The sequence below is a fragment of the Nocardia sp. JW2 genome, assembly GCF_051843015.1.
In the GTDB taxonomy this organism is placed as follows: Bacteria; Actinomycetota; Actinomycetes; order Mycobacteriales; family Mycobacteriaceae; genus Nocardia; species Nocardia coubleae.
Genome location: NZ_JBPXLK010000001.1, coordinates 188,936 through 206,154, shown reverse-complemented (window position 1 = coordinate 206,154; position 17,219 = coordinate 188,936). Strand labels below are relative to the sequence as shown.

General features: G+C 63.5%; 9 protein-coding genes, 4 tRNA genes and 1 CRISPR repeat array. Of the genes, 11 read left to right on the top strand and 2 right to left on the bottom strand.

Features of this window, described 5'->3' with window-relative positions; translation table 11 throughout:
• Positions 1-56: 56 nt before the first annotated feature.
• From ACSVDM_RS00940 to ACSVDM_RS00915, 6 genes are all read left to right on the top strand, one after another.
• A complete protein-coding gene (locus ACSVDM_RS00940) occupies positions 57-1,004 on the top strand; it encodes a hypothetical protein (RefSeq protein WP_439262017.1) in 948 nt (315 codons plus the stop codon).
• A gap of 7 nt (positions 1,005-1,011) precedes the next feature.
• Complete coding sequence (locus ACSVDM_RS00935) at positions 1,012-3,801, top strand: ATP-binding protein (RefSeq protein WP_439262015.1); 2,790 nt, start codon at positions 1,012-1,014, stop codon at positions 3,799-3,801.
• Positions 3,798-8,195 carry a DUF6531 domain-containing protein gene (locus tag ACSVDM_RS00930; RefSeq protein ID WP_439262013.1) on the top strand — a complete coding sequence of 1,466 codons (4,398 nt, stop codon included), beginning with the start codon at positions 3,798-3,800 and terminating at the stop codon, positions 8,193-8,195. The genes ACSVDM_RS00935 and ACSVDM_RS00930 overlap by 4 nt, the downstream gene beginning before the upstream one ends.
• Positions 8,196-9,096: 901 nt before the next feature.
• Complete coding sequence (locus ACSVDM_RS00925; RefSeq protein WP_439262011.1) at positions 9,097-9,786, top strand: hypothetical protein; 690 nt, start codon at positions 9,097-9,099, stop codon at positions 9,784-9,786.
• 1,625 nt (positions 9,787-11,411) lie between these two features.
• A complete protein-coding gene (locus ACSVDM_RS00920; protein ID WP_439262010.1) occupies positions 11,412-11,699 on the top strand; it encodes a hypothetical protein in 288 nt (95 codons plus the stop codon).
• A 412-nt stretch (positions 11,700-12,111) separates the two neighbouring features.
• A CRISPR array of direct repeats spans positions 12,112-12,384; the repeat unit is 28 nt; unit sequence GGACCATCCCCGCGGGTGCGGGGCCGAC.
• Between the two features lie 649 nt (positions 12,385-13,033).
• Entirely contained in the window at positions 13,034-13,405 is a 372-nt protein-coding gene (locus tag ACSVDM_RS00915; RefSeq protein WP_439262008.1) for an excisionase family DNA-binding protein, read from the top strand.
• A gap of 202 nt (positions 13,406-13,607) precedes the next feature.
• On the opposite strand, the gene ACSVDM_RS00910 is transcribed toward ACSVDM_RS00915, so the two are convergent.
• A tRNA-Val gene (locus ACSVDM_RS00910) sits at positions 13,608-13,679 on the bottom strand.
• Positions 13,680-14,006: 327 nt separating this feature from the next.
• Between ACSVDM_RS00910 and ACSVDM_RS00905 the strand changes: the two genes are divergently transcribed.
• From ACSVDM_RS00905 to ACSVDM_RS00895, 3 genes are all read left to right on the top strand, one after another.
• A tRNA-Gly gene (locus ACSVDM_RS00905) sits at positions 14,007-14,078 on the top strand.
• A 45-nt stretch (positions 14,079-14,123) separates the two neighbouring features.
• Positions 14,124-14,194, top strand: a tRNA-Cys gene (locus tag ACSVDM_RS00900).
• Position 14,195: 1 nt separating this feature from the next.
• Positions 14,196-14,270, top strand: a tRNA-Val gene (locus tag ACSVDM_RS00895).
• A gap of 51 nt (positions 14,271-14,321) precedes the next feature.
• Here ACSVDM_RS00895 and ACSVDM_RS00890 read toward each other — a convergent pair.
• Complete coding sequence (locus ACSVDM_RS00890) at positions 14,322-15,251, bottom strand: zinc-binding dehydrogenase (protein ID WP_439262006.1); 930 nt, start codon at positions 15,249-15,251, stop codon at positions 14,322-14,324.
• Between the two features lie 114 nt (positions 15,252-15,365).
• Here ACSVDM_RS00890 and ACSVDM_RS00885 point away from each other — a divergent pair, with 114 nt between their 5' ends.
• The gene (locus tag ACSVDM_RS00885) at positions 15,366-16,007 is read left to right on the top strand and encodes a TetR family transcriptional regulator (protein ID WP_439262004.1); all 642 of its coding nucleotides are present in this window, start codon (positions 15,366-15,368) and stop codon (positions 16,005-16,007) included.
• Between the two features lie 102 nt (positions 16,008-16,109).
• Positions 16,110-17,183: a phospho-N-acetylmuramoyl-pentapeptide-transferase gene (mraY, locus tag ACSVDM_RS00880; RefSeq protein ID WP_067493047.1), complete on the top strand. Its 1,074-nt coding sequence runs from the start codon at positions 16,110-16,112 to the stop codon at positions 17,181-17,183.
• The last annotated feature ends 36 nt before the right edge of the window (positions 17,184-17,219 follow it).

The window sequence follows — 17,219 nt, the reverse complement described above, 5'->3', positions numbered from 1 at the left end:
CGAACGACAATGCGTGCGGCTTCTGCGGTGCCCCTGTCGCATCCTCGCCCGGCCAGATGGGCGGGCACACCCAGCCCTCATCCCAGGGCGTTTCTGCGACCGCGCATTACTCCGCTCCCGGCCACGTTCCGCCGTCGGCGCAACCCGTTGCTCCGCCGCCCCCGCGCCACAGTGCGGGATCGGCGAGCAACGGCGGTCCGTCGACAGGCTCGACGGTCGATGTCCACGGTAACTATCGCGCGGGGCGAATCACGCACGAAGCCCCGGACGCGCTGGTCAGTGATGTCGTCACCATGAAGGTGCTCTTGCCGCATTTGTTGCGCTTGATTCCGATCATGATCCTGACGGTCCTGCTGTTTTTCGCGGCAATCCTGGTCACCATCGCGATAGCACTAGAAGGCGCGTCGAACGGCAGCAGTAGCGACGGCGGCTTCGGCGTCTTCTTGTTCATCCTCTTCGCGATCTTCATCATGTGGATCGTGGTGCTGTGTATGCCACTGCGGGAGTCGATTTCGGAATACGGACTGCTCATCGAAGGCCGTGCACCCGCGCTAGCGCTGTCGTATGCCTGGATCACGCGAACTCACCGTGACCGGCAGGCCCCATTCGGAGTGAAGTTCGGCCGGGTCACCGGTGTCCCGGTGCTGTTGATGTTCGGCGAGCGGCGGGTGCAAGCGATGATCGTAGTTCGGGCGGTGGGCACCGACCTCTATGTTGGGTGGAGCATGTGGCGTTCACGCTCGACGGCTGTCGTGCTCGGTCACCTGATCCGTGACATCTTCCAGAGCAGTACCCACCTGATCCTCGCGAGTGAGATGCGGACGGCGTCGACACGGTCATTGCGCGAATTGGTGCACAGCCTCACCCGCGAGGGCGTGCAAGCCGCCATCATCGCCCCACCGGTGTCGATCGACGAAGCGGCCTACGAGGTCGCGCAACTGCCCGACCTGTCCAGTGGTCAGCAGAACTTCCTCGCACCACCGACCACGTCGATGCGAGGGTGACAGTTCGATGGCCGCACACCTCGTCATAGCGTCCGAGCACGGTGTCTGGGCGTGGACGGCGGTGCGGATCGCCGCCGCCTACGACCTCACCCGCCGCGCCGACTTCGAACGGCTGGACCCCGAACAGCGCCTGGCCGCCGCGATCAAGGACCAAGCACCGTTCATCGACAGATTGCTCGCCGAAACCGATCGAACTGTCGTCGCGCTGCGCTGGATCCGGTCCGAACGCGGGCGTCTGAACCTGTGGTTGATCGGGCGGGTGCACGGTGTCGACCGCGCCGAGGCGACAGACCGTGCCGACCAACTCCATGCGCGCCTGTCCAACCTGCCGACGATGATCGCGGGCGACCCGGTAACAACGGTCGAAGAGACCGAACGGGTACTCAACCCCTTCTCGATACCGCCCGGCGGCATCGCGCAACTATCCAAGGGGGTTCGCGCACACAAAAGCCAAAGATCCGATGCCGGAGTGGCCACTTATGTTGCAGTAGAACCGTTCTCGCGGGGGCAGATCGATTGGGCCTCGCTGATGTCGGTGCTGCGCGACGCTCCGCATGAGCTCGCTCTCACTATCGCGTTGTCGCCATCCGCAGTTCCTCTCGAGCTGCGGACGACCATCGAGTCCGAAGCCTCGCGGTACCGAAGGCTGCGTGAACCGGTCGACCTCCCCGGCGATCTCGGCGGCACCGTGCGCCACCCCGCGGACTCGGCCGCGACGGCTCTTACGCCGATCTTCGATGACGCCCTGCGCCGATACACCAATCGCGTGTTCCGCTACTCCGTGACGATCGCCTCGCCGACCCGTCTCGATGACACCGTGGCCGAAGCGGTCGGCCGAACCATCTCCCCGCAACAGCATCCCGGCGCCGACACCAGCCGGCACGACGACACGACGATCGCCGTCGGATACTCCGTCGTACGGCCGACTACGGATTCCGAATTCACCCTGCTCATACGAGCCCACTCCGCCGTCGAGGTCACCGCACCACGGTTGCCCGCCCTCCACGGGATATTGGAACGAGATCGCACACCGGAACGCCGTGCCCTCGCACGCCTGCACGGCTTGGTCGATACAGCCGAGGCGGCGTCGCTGTTCCGGTTCCCGACCGCCATCGACGGCACCCTTCCCGGATTCGAGGTCCGCGCCGCCCCGGACTCGGAACGGGTCATAGCCCGCCAGGAAGGGCCGAGCTTACTCCTCGGATACCAAGGCGAATCCCGGGATCCGAGCTCTGCGGTCCACCTGAGAGTGGCGGACTTGGCTCGCCACGGCTTCATCGTCGGAACCCCCGGGTCCGGCAAAACCAACACCGCCCTGCACCTATGTCGGCAGATGTGGCAGGACCACCGCACGCCGTTCCTGGTGATCGAGCCCGTCAACTCCGCCATGAACGACTACCGATGGCTGATGACCCTGCCAGGCTTCGAAGAACTCGTCGTCTTCACAGTCGGCGACGAAACTCTCGCTCCGTTGCGTCTCAACCCTTTCCAGGTTCCACACGGCGTCACCGTCGCCGCGCATACATCGAATCTGCTCGCCTGCTTCGAAGCCGCACTGGGACTCTGGGACCCCCTACCCTTCATCTACCGACGCGCCATCACCATGACCTACCGGCGCAACAACTTCCACCCAGGAGTCCGTTCAACCGCCGAACTCGACGGAACATGGCCGGTACTCAGCGAATTCGTCGCCGCACTATCCGACGTCACCAAAGAACTCGGCTACAGCGGCGAGATCGGCCACAACATCGACGCCGCAAGCCGACTCCGCGCCGAATCACTCGCCGAAGGCGCGTGCGGATCAACACTGGACTGCCGCAGCTCGTTTCCGATGGCACCACTGCTCGAACGGCCGGTCGTTGTCGAGCTCGCCGCAGTCGGCGACAACGCCAAAGAACAGGCCTTGGTCACCCTACTGCTTCTCAACGCCGTCCGTAGCCACCGCCGCAACGCACCCGGCGCAGCCACGAACCCGCACGTGATGCTCATCGAGGAAGCACACAGAATCTTTCCCCGCGCCACCCCGTCCAGCGGCGGTGACCTGAAGGAAGCCAACGCCCAAGCACTCGCGGCGGAGCGAATTGCTCAGGGCTTGGCGGAGGACCGCAAGTACAAGCAGTCCTACATCCTGATCGACCAGCAAGTCGGCAAGGTCTCCGAAGACGCCTACAAGATCACCAACCTGAAGATGATGCACCGCACCGCCGCGGACGAAGACCGCAAACTCCTCGGTTCCACCATGTCGATGGACCCCAACCAGATCGACCTCGCCGCAGCCCTAAAGCCGTTCGTCGCCATGGCCTCCCACAATCTGCTGGATCGCGCCGTGACGGTAACGGTTCCCGACGTGCGCGGCGAACATGCCGCAGCCCACGGCATCGCCGAGGCTCAGCTGGCCCAAGACTCCGACGTCCGAGCCTCCCACCGATCGTTGCTCGCCAACGACACCGAGTTCGCGACCGCGATGGCCCCCTATGCCGAATGTTTCGGATGCCGCACCAGATGTCTGTTCCGGCAGCACGCGGCCTCGCTGACCGCCCACGAGAACACCGCTGCGGACCTTCTCAACTCTGTAAAAACGACGAAGTGGGAAGGACTGGTCAGCAGACTGATCGCCCTCGCCGGTCCGACACCGCCCGGAACCGACAGCGCATCGGCGGAGCAGGATTTCCGAATCTGTGTCCTGATCCACGCGATCCGCCGAGTCCACTCCGGCAATCGAGCCACTGCAACAACACGTCGACGCGCCATTGAATGGGTCGACATCGTCCGCGCGAAACTACCCGCCACACAATGAACGAACGAACTCCCGAGGCTCTCGTTTCGGCCGAACAGACACAGAAGCCCCCCGCCGAGCTTCCAGACCCGGCAGCGATCGAGAACAGCCAGCCACGCGAAACGCCGGAATCCGCATCAACATCAGGTACCGACGACACCGCATCCGAGCTTCCGGATCCCGCACTTATCGACAACGATCCATCGTCGCCGCCCCCGGCCGAAGCCTCGATGGAGAACGATCAGGGTACCGAGCAGAGCTCAGACGATACTGCGGGCGAACTCGCCGATCCCGCAACGATAACGAACGCCGAAGCGCACGAACCAACTAGTGCCGAAACGAGTTCCGAGGCCGAAGCCGCTGCGGTCGATGATCTCGACAACGAAGACGATCTTCCTGACCCTTCGACGATAACGAGCACATCGGACTCCCCGCCACCGCAGGAGCGCGAGAACATCGAACCAGATGGCCTGGACGGTGCCGACGACGAGCTCGATCTTCCTGACCCCAACACGATCGAGGACTCCACCGCCACCGATTCGGGGGCTCCCGAGTACCTCGAAAACCACGAGCTCGAATCGGACACCTCTGAAGAGATCGGTGGGTCCGAAGACCTAGCAGATCCGACGACGATAGATGATGCGTCAATATCGGATCAACAACCCGATGATCCCGAGAACGACACCGGGTCAGATCAGGTCGAAACTGCTGCTGAAGCCGGTGCAGAGGCAGGTGAGCCACCGTTCGAGCCAGTGACGTCGGCACGCCAGGACGACACTCTGTCGCCGACTGAATCCGACGATCGCTCGAACTTGGCCCGCCAGGCTGCGGCGGACAGCGGTCTGCCCGATCAGACCGACAATCCGGATGTCGACCTGAACCGGTCGGACGCGCAAACGATCTACCGTGGAGATCCCGTAGATGTCGCGACGGGCGAGTTCGTTCTAATGGAGACGGACATTTCGCTCCCCGGGGTGTTGACGCTCGCACTGACTCGGCGCCATCGGTCCAACTACAGATTCGGACGCTGGTTCGGACCGTCCTGGGCCGCTACGCTCGACAGCCGAGTTGTCGTCGAAGATATCGGTGTCAAATTCGTCGGTCCTGACGGAGAAGTCTGGCAATTTCCGCACGCGATCACTGATTTCCCTGTGACACCTGTACACACAGGCACTCGTGCCACGTTGTCTCGCACCGATTCCGGTGGTTACCTCGTTCACGACCTCGACCGTGAAATTACGTTCGCGTTCCACCCCAACCCGAACGCCGCCGGGGCTGACGTTGCGCTGGGAAATCTTGCGATCACAGCTATTGCCGACGTTCACGGGAACCGAGTCACCTTCCACTACAACGTTGTCGGTCAACCGGTCGAGGTCGTTCACTCCGGTGGATACCGGGTTCGGGTCGAGACCACGGGCGACCGGGTGACCGGCCTGACCGTCCTCGGTACCGCTCCCACCGGCGAATCCATCGAGACCGTTGTCCGCGAATTCGGTTACAACGCAGGGAATCTCACCACTGTTACTAACGGTGTCGGCGCGAGCACGACCTACCGATACGACGATGAGCACCGCATGGTGTCGTGGCGCGACTCGCGCGGCACCGAAATGCACAACATCTACGACCGATCCGGTCGCGTGGTGAAACAGGTCGGCACCGACGGCATCATGTCGGCCACCTTCGCCTACGAAGACCTCCCCGAGTTCCGCCGCACCCGCACCCTGCACACGAACTCCCTCGGCCACACCACGATCTACGAGTTCGACGAAGACCTCTGCCTGCGCAACATGATCGACCCGCGCGGCGCGACCTCGATCACCGACTTCAACGAATTCCGTCAACCGGTCCGCCACGTCGACCCGTACGCAAACATCACCACCTACGTCTACAACCCCGACGGCGACCTGATCCTGCTGCGGCGTCCCGACCAGCGAGCCATCACCATCGACTACGCGGCCCCGCGCCGCCCCGCCACGATCACCGACGTCGACGGGACCACGCTCACCCGCACCTACGACGCCCACGGCAACCCGGCAACCGTCACCGACGCCGACGGCGTCACCACCATCTACACCCACCATCCGTGCGGCGCGCCCGCCTCGATCACCCTCTCGACCGGCGCCACCACCCGCATCGACGTCGACCCGTTCGGGCTACCGATCCGAGTCACCGAGCCGGGCAACGTGGTCACCAGCGTCGAGCGCGACACCTTCGGCCGCCCCGTGGTCGTCACGGACCCGCTCAGTAACAGCAGCACCTACACGTATTCGGCGGAGGGCAAAACGCTTTCCCACACCGACCCAGAGGGCGCCACCCAGTCCTGGACCTACGACGGTGAAGGCAACCTGCTCACCCACACCAACGAGATCGGCGCCGTCACCCGCTACACCTACGGCACCTTCGACGTGGTCCGCACGCGCGAATCCCCGGACGGCAGCGTCACCTCCTACACCCACGACACCGAGCGCCGCCTCACCTCGGTCACCAACCCCCTGGGCGATACCTGGACCTATGAGTACGACGCCTCCGGCAACGTCTGCACCGAAACCGACTACAACGGCTCGGTCACCACCACCGAATACGACCTGCTCAACCGCGCGACCATCGTCACCACGCCGACCGGTGTCCAGCAGCGTCACAGCTACGACATTCTCGGTCGGTTCACCGGCGTCAGCACCGACACCGGCGAGTGGATCAGCCGCACCTACACGCCCACCGGGCAATTGTCCTCAGCTCGAAATGGGCTGCATGGCAAAGTAATCCATTCGATCACCTTCGAGCACACCCCGGCCGGTCGCCTACTGACCCAACGCGTCGACGACCATGCCAGCACTTACGCCTACGACAGCCACGGCTTCCGCATCGGCTACCGGACCCCGAGCGGTGCATCGGTGGACTACGAGCGCACCCCGACCGGAAGAGTCGCCGCCCTCACCACCCGCGGCCACCGATTCACCTTCACCCACGACGCGGTGGGGCGCCAAAACAGCTGGCACAGCGCGGGAATCGGCCAACACAACGCCTACAGCCCCACCGGCTACACCCTCAGCCGCGAACTCGTGCAGCTCGACCCCCGCACCAGCACCCCCGCCCAGCTCCTCGAACGCGACGAATACGCCTGGCGCGCAGACGGTTACATCACCAGTCACACCACCAGAACCGCAACCGGCAACCACCGCCGCGACTACACCCTCGACGTCCTCGGCCGCATCACCCACATCACCACCCCCGTCGCCGGTGTCACCGAGCACTACGCCTACGACGCCCTCTCGAACCTGACCACCGTCGACCTACCCACCGCTCCGGAACTCGGTCCAACCACAGCCAGACCAACGCCGAGTCCCGTACCCCGCGAGTCCGCACCCGACCCCCGCTTCGAATACCGCAACAACCTGCTGATCCGCGCCAGCAGAACCCGCTACCACTACGACGCCGCCGGCCGCCTGATCCGTAAGGAAAAGAGCCGCCTCTCCCGCAAACCCTCAATCTGGCACTACCGCTACAACGCCTTCGACCAGCTCGTGGAAGTCACCACCCCCGACGCCACAACCTGGACCTACACCTACGACCCCTTCGGCCGCCGCACCACCAAACACCACCAAGCCACCAACACCCACACGGCCTTCACCTGGGACGGCCCCCACCTCACCGAACAAACCACCACTACCCCCGCCAACACCCGAACCCACACCTGGACCAACCACCCCACCACCCACGTCCCCCTCACCCAAACCGTCGACGACCAGTTCTGGGCAATCGTCACAAACCTCCAAGGCCAACCCACCCACCTGGCCGACCCCACCACCGGCGAAATCACCTCCACCGCCACGACCACCCTCTGGGGCCGAACCACCTGGACCGGCCCCGACACCCCCCACCGATTCCAAGGCCAACAACACGACCCCGAAACCGGCCTCCACTACAACTTTCACCGCTACTACGACCCCGAAACTGCCCGCTACCTCACCCAGGACCCCCTCGGTCTTGCTCCCGCGCCGAACCCAGGCACTTTTCCAAGAAATCCGCTCAGATGGTCGGATCCTCTCGGGCTTGCGCCCGACTGTGGCGGAATCGCGCTCGGCTTCAGCGAATTGGATGGTGACCCGATGGCGCTACTCGACTTTGCCAGTTCTGTTGGAGCTCATTCCTATCATGATTGGCCTTCTCAGGGTGATGACTGGGTAAACGAATTTCAGAATTATGTCCGTGACGGGGAAACGTCTATACATTTCAATCTGGACGGCCTCGACGACCAGGAATGGCTGACCTCGGCGGCGAACGCTAGAGGTAATGACCCGCGTTTCGATGGTCATGCAACACCGTGGGAACTGTCGTATATCATGGAGAACAGAACGTCGATGAATAATGTGTTCTTTTATCGAAACGGAGCACGCTATGACAACCCCTTCACCTGACCGCGGCTATACTAGGCTCGACTCTAGCCTTCCACATGAATTCAATATGAAGTTTCGGCCATGGAGGTATTCCTTATCGCACTCTGAGCTGGAAATACGTAGCTTCGGGCGGTCATCAGACGTTGCACAGATTTCCATCGTCTTCCATGGAGTGGTTGCAATGAAGATGAAAACAGTATTCGAACCATTGACTATTGCCGAAGCGGACGCGAGCCAAGCGTCGGAGCTGAGGCGAATAGCGGACCTCGCCGAGAAGTCGTGGGAGCGCATCCGTTGTATAGCAATGCAATCAACAGGGGATGACAGTCTAGTGGCATGTGTCGGATATACCATTCGTTATTATCCTGGCGGCTGTTGATTCACGCGGGCTGATGGGATAGCTGGATGAAAGTCGTCGACAGCGGTTGCGGGAAGCGGTTTCCGTCGGCGCAACGGCCGTTGTTCGGAGATCGTTGTTGCAACTAGAGCTGGTAGAGACCGTGCGCCTGCCCTGACTGGCCGGAGGCCAAAAGAGACGGCGGCCGCGCTAGCCCTCCGCCCATCGTTACCGAGATCGCCGTAGCAGGCGAGGTCGTCGACTCCGTCCATTTTCGCGATTCGCGCAACGGATGCTGCGAAGCCCTGACCGCTACCGAACGCGGTGCAGCCCGAAAACGGGTACCGCCACCGAGACTTCGATACTCGGGTCGGAACCATGGACGTCGCAATCCCCGAACGTGGACCACGTCGACCAGCAGTCAGCACGAATTGCGAATTCCGTTGCAGCTCAGTGCATACTCCACGTGACATCTCGTGGGCGGAGCGGAACAGCAAGGTCTCCTCAACCTGGTTGTGCCACGTCGCCGATTCTCGTCGCCCAGCAATCGTGGACCGCGAACAACCCACATGAAGGAACACAGCCATGCCTGAGTGGTCACTGCCAGACCTTGCTGAAGCTGCAGGGAACGAACTCGCCCTTCGCCTACGCATGCCGTGCGACATCATCGACGTCCACCGAGTGAACGGCTCAAGCGCGAAGATCTATACGAGCCTTCGCTATGGCGCGTTCCTCTTGGCGTATGCACCGATCGAAAACTTCTTCACCCAACTCACCAGATATTCGACGCGCACGAAAGGCCGAGCGCTGCCGCTCAATCTCGACAAGATCCAGCGAGAGCTCGACGTGCAATGGCCGGCACAACGGTTCCGGAGCAACCTGTGGGAAGGCCGTGCTCGCCAGCAATCGACCGGGCCCGGGAACCGGTCGGAATGGGCCTTTCTTCACGGCAAATGCCTCAAGGACTACCTATCCGACATGAAGAGTCTCCGCGATCTCCTCAGCCACGGAAGCGATCCGCGCGGGGCCACGAACACCAGCAAAACACTGTGGAAAGTCGAGGACGGTTGGTCTATGCGGCTGATGGGGGTCGAGGGTTTCCTCCAGTTCGCAGAGGACCTGGCAGAGCAAGCAATGTTGGAGTCAGGTGTGCATCCGACGAATGTCCCTAGCTGGCCACAGCCACAGCGCACCGGAATCTCGCGGAGCGACCTACCTCCGCTGCCGCACCGTGACCGGCTGGTCGCTTGGCACGACGCAGGCCCCGGCGAGTAGCCGACAGGAAGGGCAACCGCAGCTAGAAATCCAGCTGGTCCGAATCGGGAGGGTAACTTGCGCAAGGTCATCGACTCACTTGTCCGCACGCGTTGCGAGGAGAAAGCCCTGCACGCAAGGTCTGTTCCCTGCCTCGTTCGTCGTCCAGCCCTGTACACGAAATCCCGCGACCACCCGCAGCGCCTCCTGCATCTGAATATCTTCGCGTTTTCGGTGCATGACCTGATCTACCTGAGGTAAGCGCCCAATCTGCGGAATTCGGGCGCCTCCGATCGAACGGCTACGCCTTCGCATTGTGGCTCTGGTCCCTACAGGATCTAGGCCCTATCCGAGTTGCCCGTTGCCGCGGCGGTATGGCGGTCCAGCGCCGATCGAGGTGGTGGTCAACCGCTCGATCCCCCTGAACGGCTGGATGATTCGCTCCGCGACCGATGTCGTTCTCGCCGTGCTGACGGCGGACACGCATTACACTGAACTTGGAAGAGCTTCTGACCAGGGGAAAACACCCGCAGGTCGGTCATGCCTTCATACACAGATCCCTTCACTCGCCCAGCTGGCTCGGTTGTCAGTGTGAGACATCAGCTGTCAGGGCTGCTGCTGACCGGAACGCCCATAACTTCGCGCTTCGACGCGCCCCGTCGGCCCAGATTCGTTCTCGCGGGACCCGACCGATCCGGGCCAAGGCATCGGCAACCCCAACCACGGGCAACGCGGCCAACCCGTATGCCGGGCAACATAACTCATCGGTATCCGCCCCAAGATCGCGTCAGTTGCTCCCCAGCAGAGACCGCTCATGGCAATCCGGGCCGCACAGTGCCGACACCGCAGCGGACACACCTGCGCCTGGCGAGGTCCGTCCGCAACGCGTTGAAGAATCTTGCCCCGGTACGCCCACAACCGCGTCTCTACACGCCCAGGCCGTCGCCATGAATACAGGCGGCCAGGCAAGTCGTAGGTGCTTACCGCCGAGGGGAAAATTGCCTATTCCTCACGCACGGCCGCCGGTTGCGACCGTGCCGATGCAAGCGCAGGCCACGAGAACACCTGTCTGGTTGTTGGCAGTGCCTGACAGCCCCCACTTCAGGCAGGCGCACCCCATTCCTCCGGCCCTACGCGCGTATCCGAATGCACGCTCGAAATCCCTGCCATACCGCACATCTTCGAACTAGAGGAGGTTCAATGCCACCGAAGACGCGCCGTTCGCAACCAAGCCGTCGCAGCTTCGGCAGAATCCGAAAGCTGCCCTCGGGTCGCTGGCAGGCAAGCTACATCGGCCCCGACACTGCCCTGCACAAGGCGGCCCACACCTTCGACACCAAAACGCGTGCAGAAGGCTGGCTCGCAGCAGAACGCACCCTGATAGACCTCGAAACGTGGGAGCCTCCCGCACACCGACACGTGCCAACCACAACCTCGGAGCAGGAGCCGGAGCCGGAGCCGACATCACCAATCCTCTTCGGGCCCTATGCCGAACGCGTCATCGCCACACGAGTGCTGAGCGGGCTCTCCGACCAGTCGGAGGTATAGAAGACGGCGCGACAGAGTCAGCTCTACTCCAACTGGAGGAACTCGCACGACGGAATGGTGGCACTGCCACCGTAATTCGCAAGGGCCACAGCAGCAGCGTGGCGGTAAAGTACACCGACCAGCACGCGACCGAAGCGCGGCAAGTCCTCTTCGCATGGCAGTTGTGCTCCGGATTCGCGCACGGTCGAGGCTGGGCGATCCATGGAATGGCCAACGCGGAGACAATCCGCATTGTCGGACAGGACGAAGAGATTGTTCGGTTGTCGCCAAACGACACAGCCATCCTCTGGGTGGCTATTACCTCGCTCAGTCTGGCCACAGAGGCATTCCGCATTCTTGACCAGAAGTGTGGCGACAGTTCCGAGCAAAATTCGGCCGCCAAGTGACGCTGGCTGACCGTAGCGGGCGATAGCGCAGCAGGATCGCTCTACCACCCCTGGATCGGGGACTGCGCACCGCTTACGTGGTCACATCCAAAGGCAGGGATTCTACGGATCCCTGACAGACCGGCGGTCGAGCACCAGTCGCCACCGAGATTATTGCCGCCTACGAGAAGGCTCATGGTAAAGAACAGGGCTTTCACCATGGGAACGCCTTCTGAGCTGCCACGAATGCCTCTGCCGCAGGTCGAGGCGGAGCAGGTTGACACGCCCGCTATTGGCGCCGTGCAATCCGGAGAACATCCCCGCGGGTGCGGGGCCGACGCCTCCGACAACGCGACCTTGGCCTCGGGGGTCGGAACATCCCCCGCGGGTGCGGGCCGACTTCCAGATCTCGCGCAGCACCTTCACCACGCGCGGAACATCCCCGCGGGTGCGGGGCCGACATCCCGTGGTGGTTTCCAGTCCCGGTAATACTCGGACCATCCCCGCGGGTGCGGGGCCGACTCTCGGTCATGCCGCACCCCCGGGTCATACCGCTGGACCATCCCCGCGGGTGCGGGGCCGACAGACCCTGCCGAGATCGGGCCCGCCCGAGCGGCGGACCATCCCCGCGGGTGCGGGGCCGACCCTGCTTCAACCCGCTGGGCGAAACGCAGTGGCGGACCATCCCCGCGGGTGCGGGGCCGACTTCTTCACCTGCACGTTCTTGAGAAACCTGCCCTGTTTTCGTTCAGCACTCTCTGCCTATCACCCGCCGAACAAGTGACTTGTCGAGTCGCGCTCGACACGACGATCAACACAACCCACCGCGACAGTACCGCCATCGACAACAACCGGACTTACCAGGACTCGCACCCAGGATCACGGTAACCAAGTAGCGGTAGGACAGGCTCGACGAACGAGTCGTGCTCCGGTTGCGGAACATCCCTGTGGTAACGGCCGAGTCGAGCCGTTCGATTGCTCGCACGGCGGAGTCCGAAACCTTGCGACTCACGAAGATCGACTGGACCATTCGAGAAGCACCCCCTTCTAGAACACGGCCAAGGTTCAGACAGTCGAGGGTCAGCACCTGACAACGGTGGTGGCACCGGCAGCTGTTATCAAACGGTCGAGTCGCCGCCCAGCTCCCGTCACGCCGACACGCGACATCCTTGGCACTCCTTCGCCGGTCTATACTGATGTGGGAAGAGTCGCTGACCACACACGAAATTGGTGCGTCATGCCCTCTTCCAATTCCTCACCGTCGCATCGACGTGTCGGTTCGAGTAGCACTTGCCCTCATCTGACTTCGAGCGATGAAACATGGCTCAGCACTGCTGAACTCGCCGCGCGCTTGAATGTGCCGGTCAAAACCTTGGCGGTGTGGGCGACCCGAGGTCGAAGGCTGCGGCATGCCGGGATGGGGCGCTATCGACTCGGGGACGCCCCCGCTTGGGAGAACCAACCTTTCGTTGATGGCGGCGGGAGTCTTATTCCTGACGAGACTCACAGCCACATTGGGGTGGTGCACTATGCCTCGGCGTAGTCCGAAGAGGACTCCGACTCCAAGCCGCTACGTATCCATCAAGTTCGCCGCCGAGCGAGCTGGCGTCAGCACAGACACCATCCGAAGGATGATCGCTGACGGGACGCTTGCCGCCTCCAGGTTCCGCGGTCAGATCCGGATCGCAATAGAAGATATCGACGCAGCGATGTGGCCGATCAACTGACGTTGCCAGCGCGGGCCCGCCGCCAACCGTACCGGGCGGCGAGTACTACGTGGTGATGCAAATCACAAGCCAGCGGCGCTGACGAACGTCTTCGAGGCCAGGTTCAGCGGCATTCGCGCGCTCACAAAGCAGCGCTATTGCACGTATGTTGCACGAAAAATGCAGGCCATCACCAATAAGGCGCTGACCTGCACTTTTGCGGTGGTCCTAGCTGGTTTCGAACCAGCGACCTTCCGCGTGTGAGGCGGACGCTCTCCCGCTGAGCTATAGGACCGGGATGGTTGCGAGGGGCTGTTTGTGCGGCCTCTCGAACGAGACGAAACATTAGCACGGGGTACCCGGGGGACACCAAATCGCCTTGTGAACGGGAAGTTCGGGGCGACGGGCCCGGTAGACGGGAGGGACCGGAACGTGCGGGCGCGGCGCAGTACCCGAAGTTCGGCCACCCGTCATCGCCGCGCCAACGGACAACACGCGTGTAATTCACATTTATGCCGTTTAACCAGGCGATTTGTAGTCTTCGCCGCGCGTCGGCTAATGTTCTCATCGCACCACGGAGAGCAGCAAGGCCCCCGGGACGAGCTCCTCTGGAAGTGTGAATGCGGATGTAGCGCAGTGGTAGCGCATCACCTTGCCAAGGTGAGGGTCGCGGGTTCGAATCCCGTCATCCGCTCGAGAGGTAGGTTAGGCACTAGTAATATGCCATCCTCCTTTGCGCGGTGGAGTGGCCGAGTGGTGAGGCAACGGCCTGCAAAGCCGTGCACACGGGTTCGATTCCCGTCTCCACCTCGCGCGATTAGCTCAGCGGGAGAGCGCTTCCCTGACACGGAAGAGGTCACTGGTTCAATCCCAGTATCGCGCACCACAAGTCAGGCCCCCTTTCGAGGGGGCCTGACTTGTTTGCGTTGCAGGCCGGTCAGCCCAGCTCGAGGACGGCTTTGCCGTGTAGTCGGCGATCGCGCAACGCCGTGACCGCCTCGTCCGCGGCGGACCAGTCGCCTCGCCAGACGACCTGCGGATCGAGAACACCCGCGGCGACCCGGTCGGCGAGCCAGGTGAGATCACGGCCCAGATCACGGCAGCCGAGCAGGAAGAATGTGACGATCGAGCGGTCGTGCCTGCCCGCATCGCCGGAGAAGGTGCCGAACGGGAACCGCTCCGGTGCGCCGGTGGTGTGCCCGACCGACACGAGCGTCCCACCTTCCGCGAGCGACTCGAAGGCCGCGACCATCTGCGGTCCCCCGACGAGGTCGAGCACGCCGTCGACGCGACCATCGAGTTCCGCGGGGTCCGCTATCACCTGCCCGGCACCGAGCTCCCGCATGCTGTCGCCATACACATCCGGGTTCGAGGTCATCGCGACGACCTCCGCACCACCCAGACGCGCCAGCTGCACCGCGTAACGGCCGACGGCACCGGACGCACCGGTGACGAGAACCCTGCGCCCCAGCAATGGACCGAGCCGGTGCAGTGCGCGCAATGCCGACGCGCCCGCCACCGGCACGGTACTGAGGGCGGCGAGGTCGGCACCTACCGGTGCGACGCCCACGAGTTCGGTATCCACAGCACGCAATTCGGCCCAGGCACCGGCCAGTCCGAGGGTGACCACCGGTGTGCCCACCGCCGGGCCCGACCCATCGGCGGCGGCACGCTCGACCACCCCGGAAGCATCCCAACCCAGAACCGTGCCCGCATCGGCACCGGGAACCAGATGCGTCACCTCGCCGTGGTTCAACGACGTCGCGGCAACCCGCACCAACACCTGATTCGGGGCAGGCTCGGGGTCCGGGGCCAACCCGAGGCGGAGTCCGGCAGGGGCGGAACGGTCGACCAGCAGTGCTCGCATATTCAGGACCTCAATCTTGTGGCAACACGGCAGATCAGCCGCGAAGCAAAAGTGCCACTGAGTGGCAATTGCTGTCAAGTGGCGTTTAGCGGAGGTCGCCGCTAAGCTGACAGGATGGACGTAGCGATCGACGAGTTGCCGCTGCGCGAACGGAAAAAGCTGCGAACCAGGCACGCCTTGATCGACTCGGCTCTCCGGCTGTTCACCGAGCGCGGGTTCGATGCCGTCACCCTGGACGAGCTGTGCGATAGCGTCGAAATCTCCAAGCGCACGTTCTTCCGCACCTTCGCAGGTAAGGAAGACGTGGCGATGGCGCCGATGCAAGACGTCTGGCTCGTCTTCCTGGAAGAGCTGGAACGCGGGGAACCACGGGAAACCGAGCTCCTGCTCATGCTCCGGGACGCGTTGCTGTCAGCCATCGACCGTGTCGCCGTCGGCGAGTGGCCACGGCGCGCGGCGCTGAGCAATCGCCTCGCCGACGTCACCCCATCGATGGCGGGGCACAACCTGCAATTCTGCGATCGGACAAGCCACGCGGCGGTCACCCTGTTGCGCCGCGAACTGGACGTGAACGAGGACCGCACCCTGCATCTGCGCCTCGGTATCGACATCATGGTCGCCGCGTTCCACTGCGCGCTCGGCGTGTGGACCGCCGACGACGACCGCACCGCCCGGGGATTGGCCACCGAAGTACGTCGCGCCTTCGATGCGGTCCCGGACGTGCTGACAATGACCGTGCGACCCAAGAGCCTGTAACCCCGATCACTCCCGCGCCGCAACCCGGTGGCCTCCCCTAGGATCGGCACGGCGCCGCCGGGGCCGCAGCGGATGGCGGGACAGGCGGGACGGAGGGGCAATGTGAGACAGATCCTGTTGTCGGCGGGCATCGCCCTGTTCATCACCATCACGCTCACCCCGGTGCTCATCCGGGTGTTCGCGCGGCGCGGTTTCGGGCAGGAGATCCGGATCGACGGGCCCGCCAGCCACCACACCAAACGCGGCACACCGACGATGGGTGGTCTCGCCATCGGTGCGGGCGTGTGGGGCGGCTACCTGGGCTCGCACCTGATCGGAACACTGTGGGACGCACCGGGTCCCAGCGCGTCGGGCGTTCTGGTGCTGCTGCTCGCCTCGGCGCTCGGCGTGGTCGGCTTCCTCGACGACTCGATCAAACTGCGCAAACACCGCAATCTCGGGCTCACCGCGGCGGGCAAATATCTGGGGCAGATCTCGGCGGCGGTCGTGTTCGCGGTGCTGGTGCTGCGATTCCCCGGCGCCACCGGACTCACTCCGGCGGGCCGCAACCTGTCGTATGTGCGTGACATCCCTACGATCACCTTCGCGTCACTGTTCTTCGTGCTGTTCGTGGTGCTGCTGGTGGTCGCCTGGTCGAACGCGGTGAACATCACCGACGGGCTCGACGGGCTGGCCGCCGGGTCGATGACCCTGACCCTCGGCGCCTACGTGGTGATCACGCTGTGGCAGTACGACCACTCCTGCGAGATCACCCCCGGCCGCGCCTGCTACACCGTCCGCGACCCGCTCGACCTGGCGATGGTGAGCGCGGCCGGAGCGGCGGCCTGTGTCGGATTCCTGTGGTGGAACGCCGCGCCCGCCAAGATCTTCATGGGCGACACCGGATCCCTCGGCCTCGGCGGTCTGCTGGCCGGGCTGTCGATCACCAGCCACACCGAACTGCTCGCGGTGGTGCTCGGTGGACTGTTCGTCGCCGAGATCATGTCGGTGGTGCTGCAGATCGTCGTCTTCCGCACCACCCACACCAGACTGTTCCGGATGGCGCCGTTCCACCACCATTTCGAACTCGACAACTGGCCGGAGACGACGGTCATCATCCGGTTCTGGGTGCTGGCGGGCATCGCCTCGGCGACGGGGCTGTGCCTGTTCTACAGCGAGTACCTGACGTCGCTGTGACACAACATTGTCGGTGTTCGCCGCTACGCTGACGCG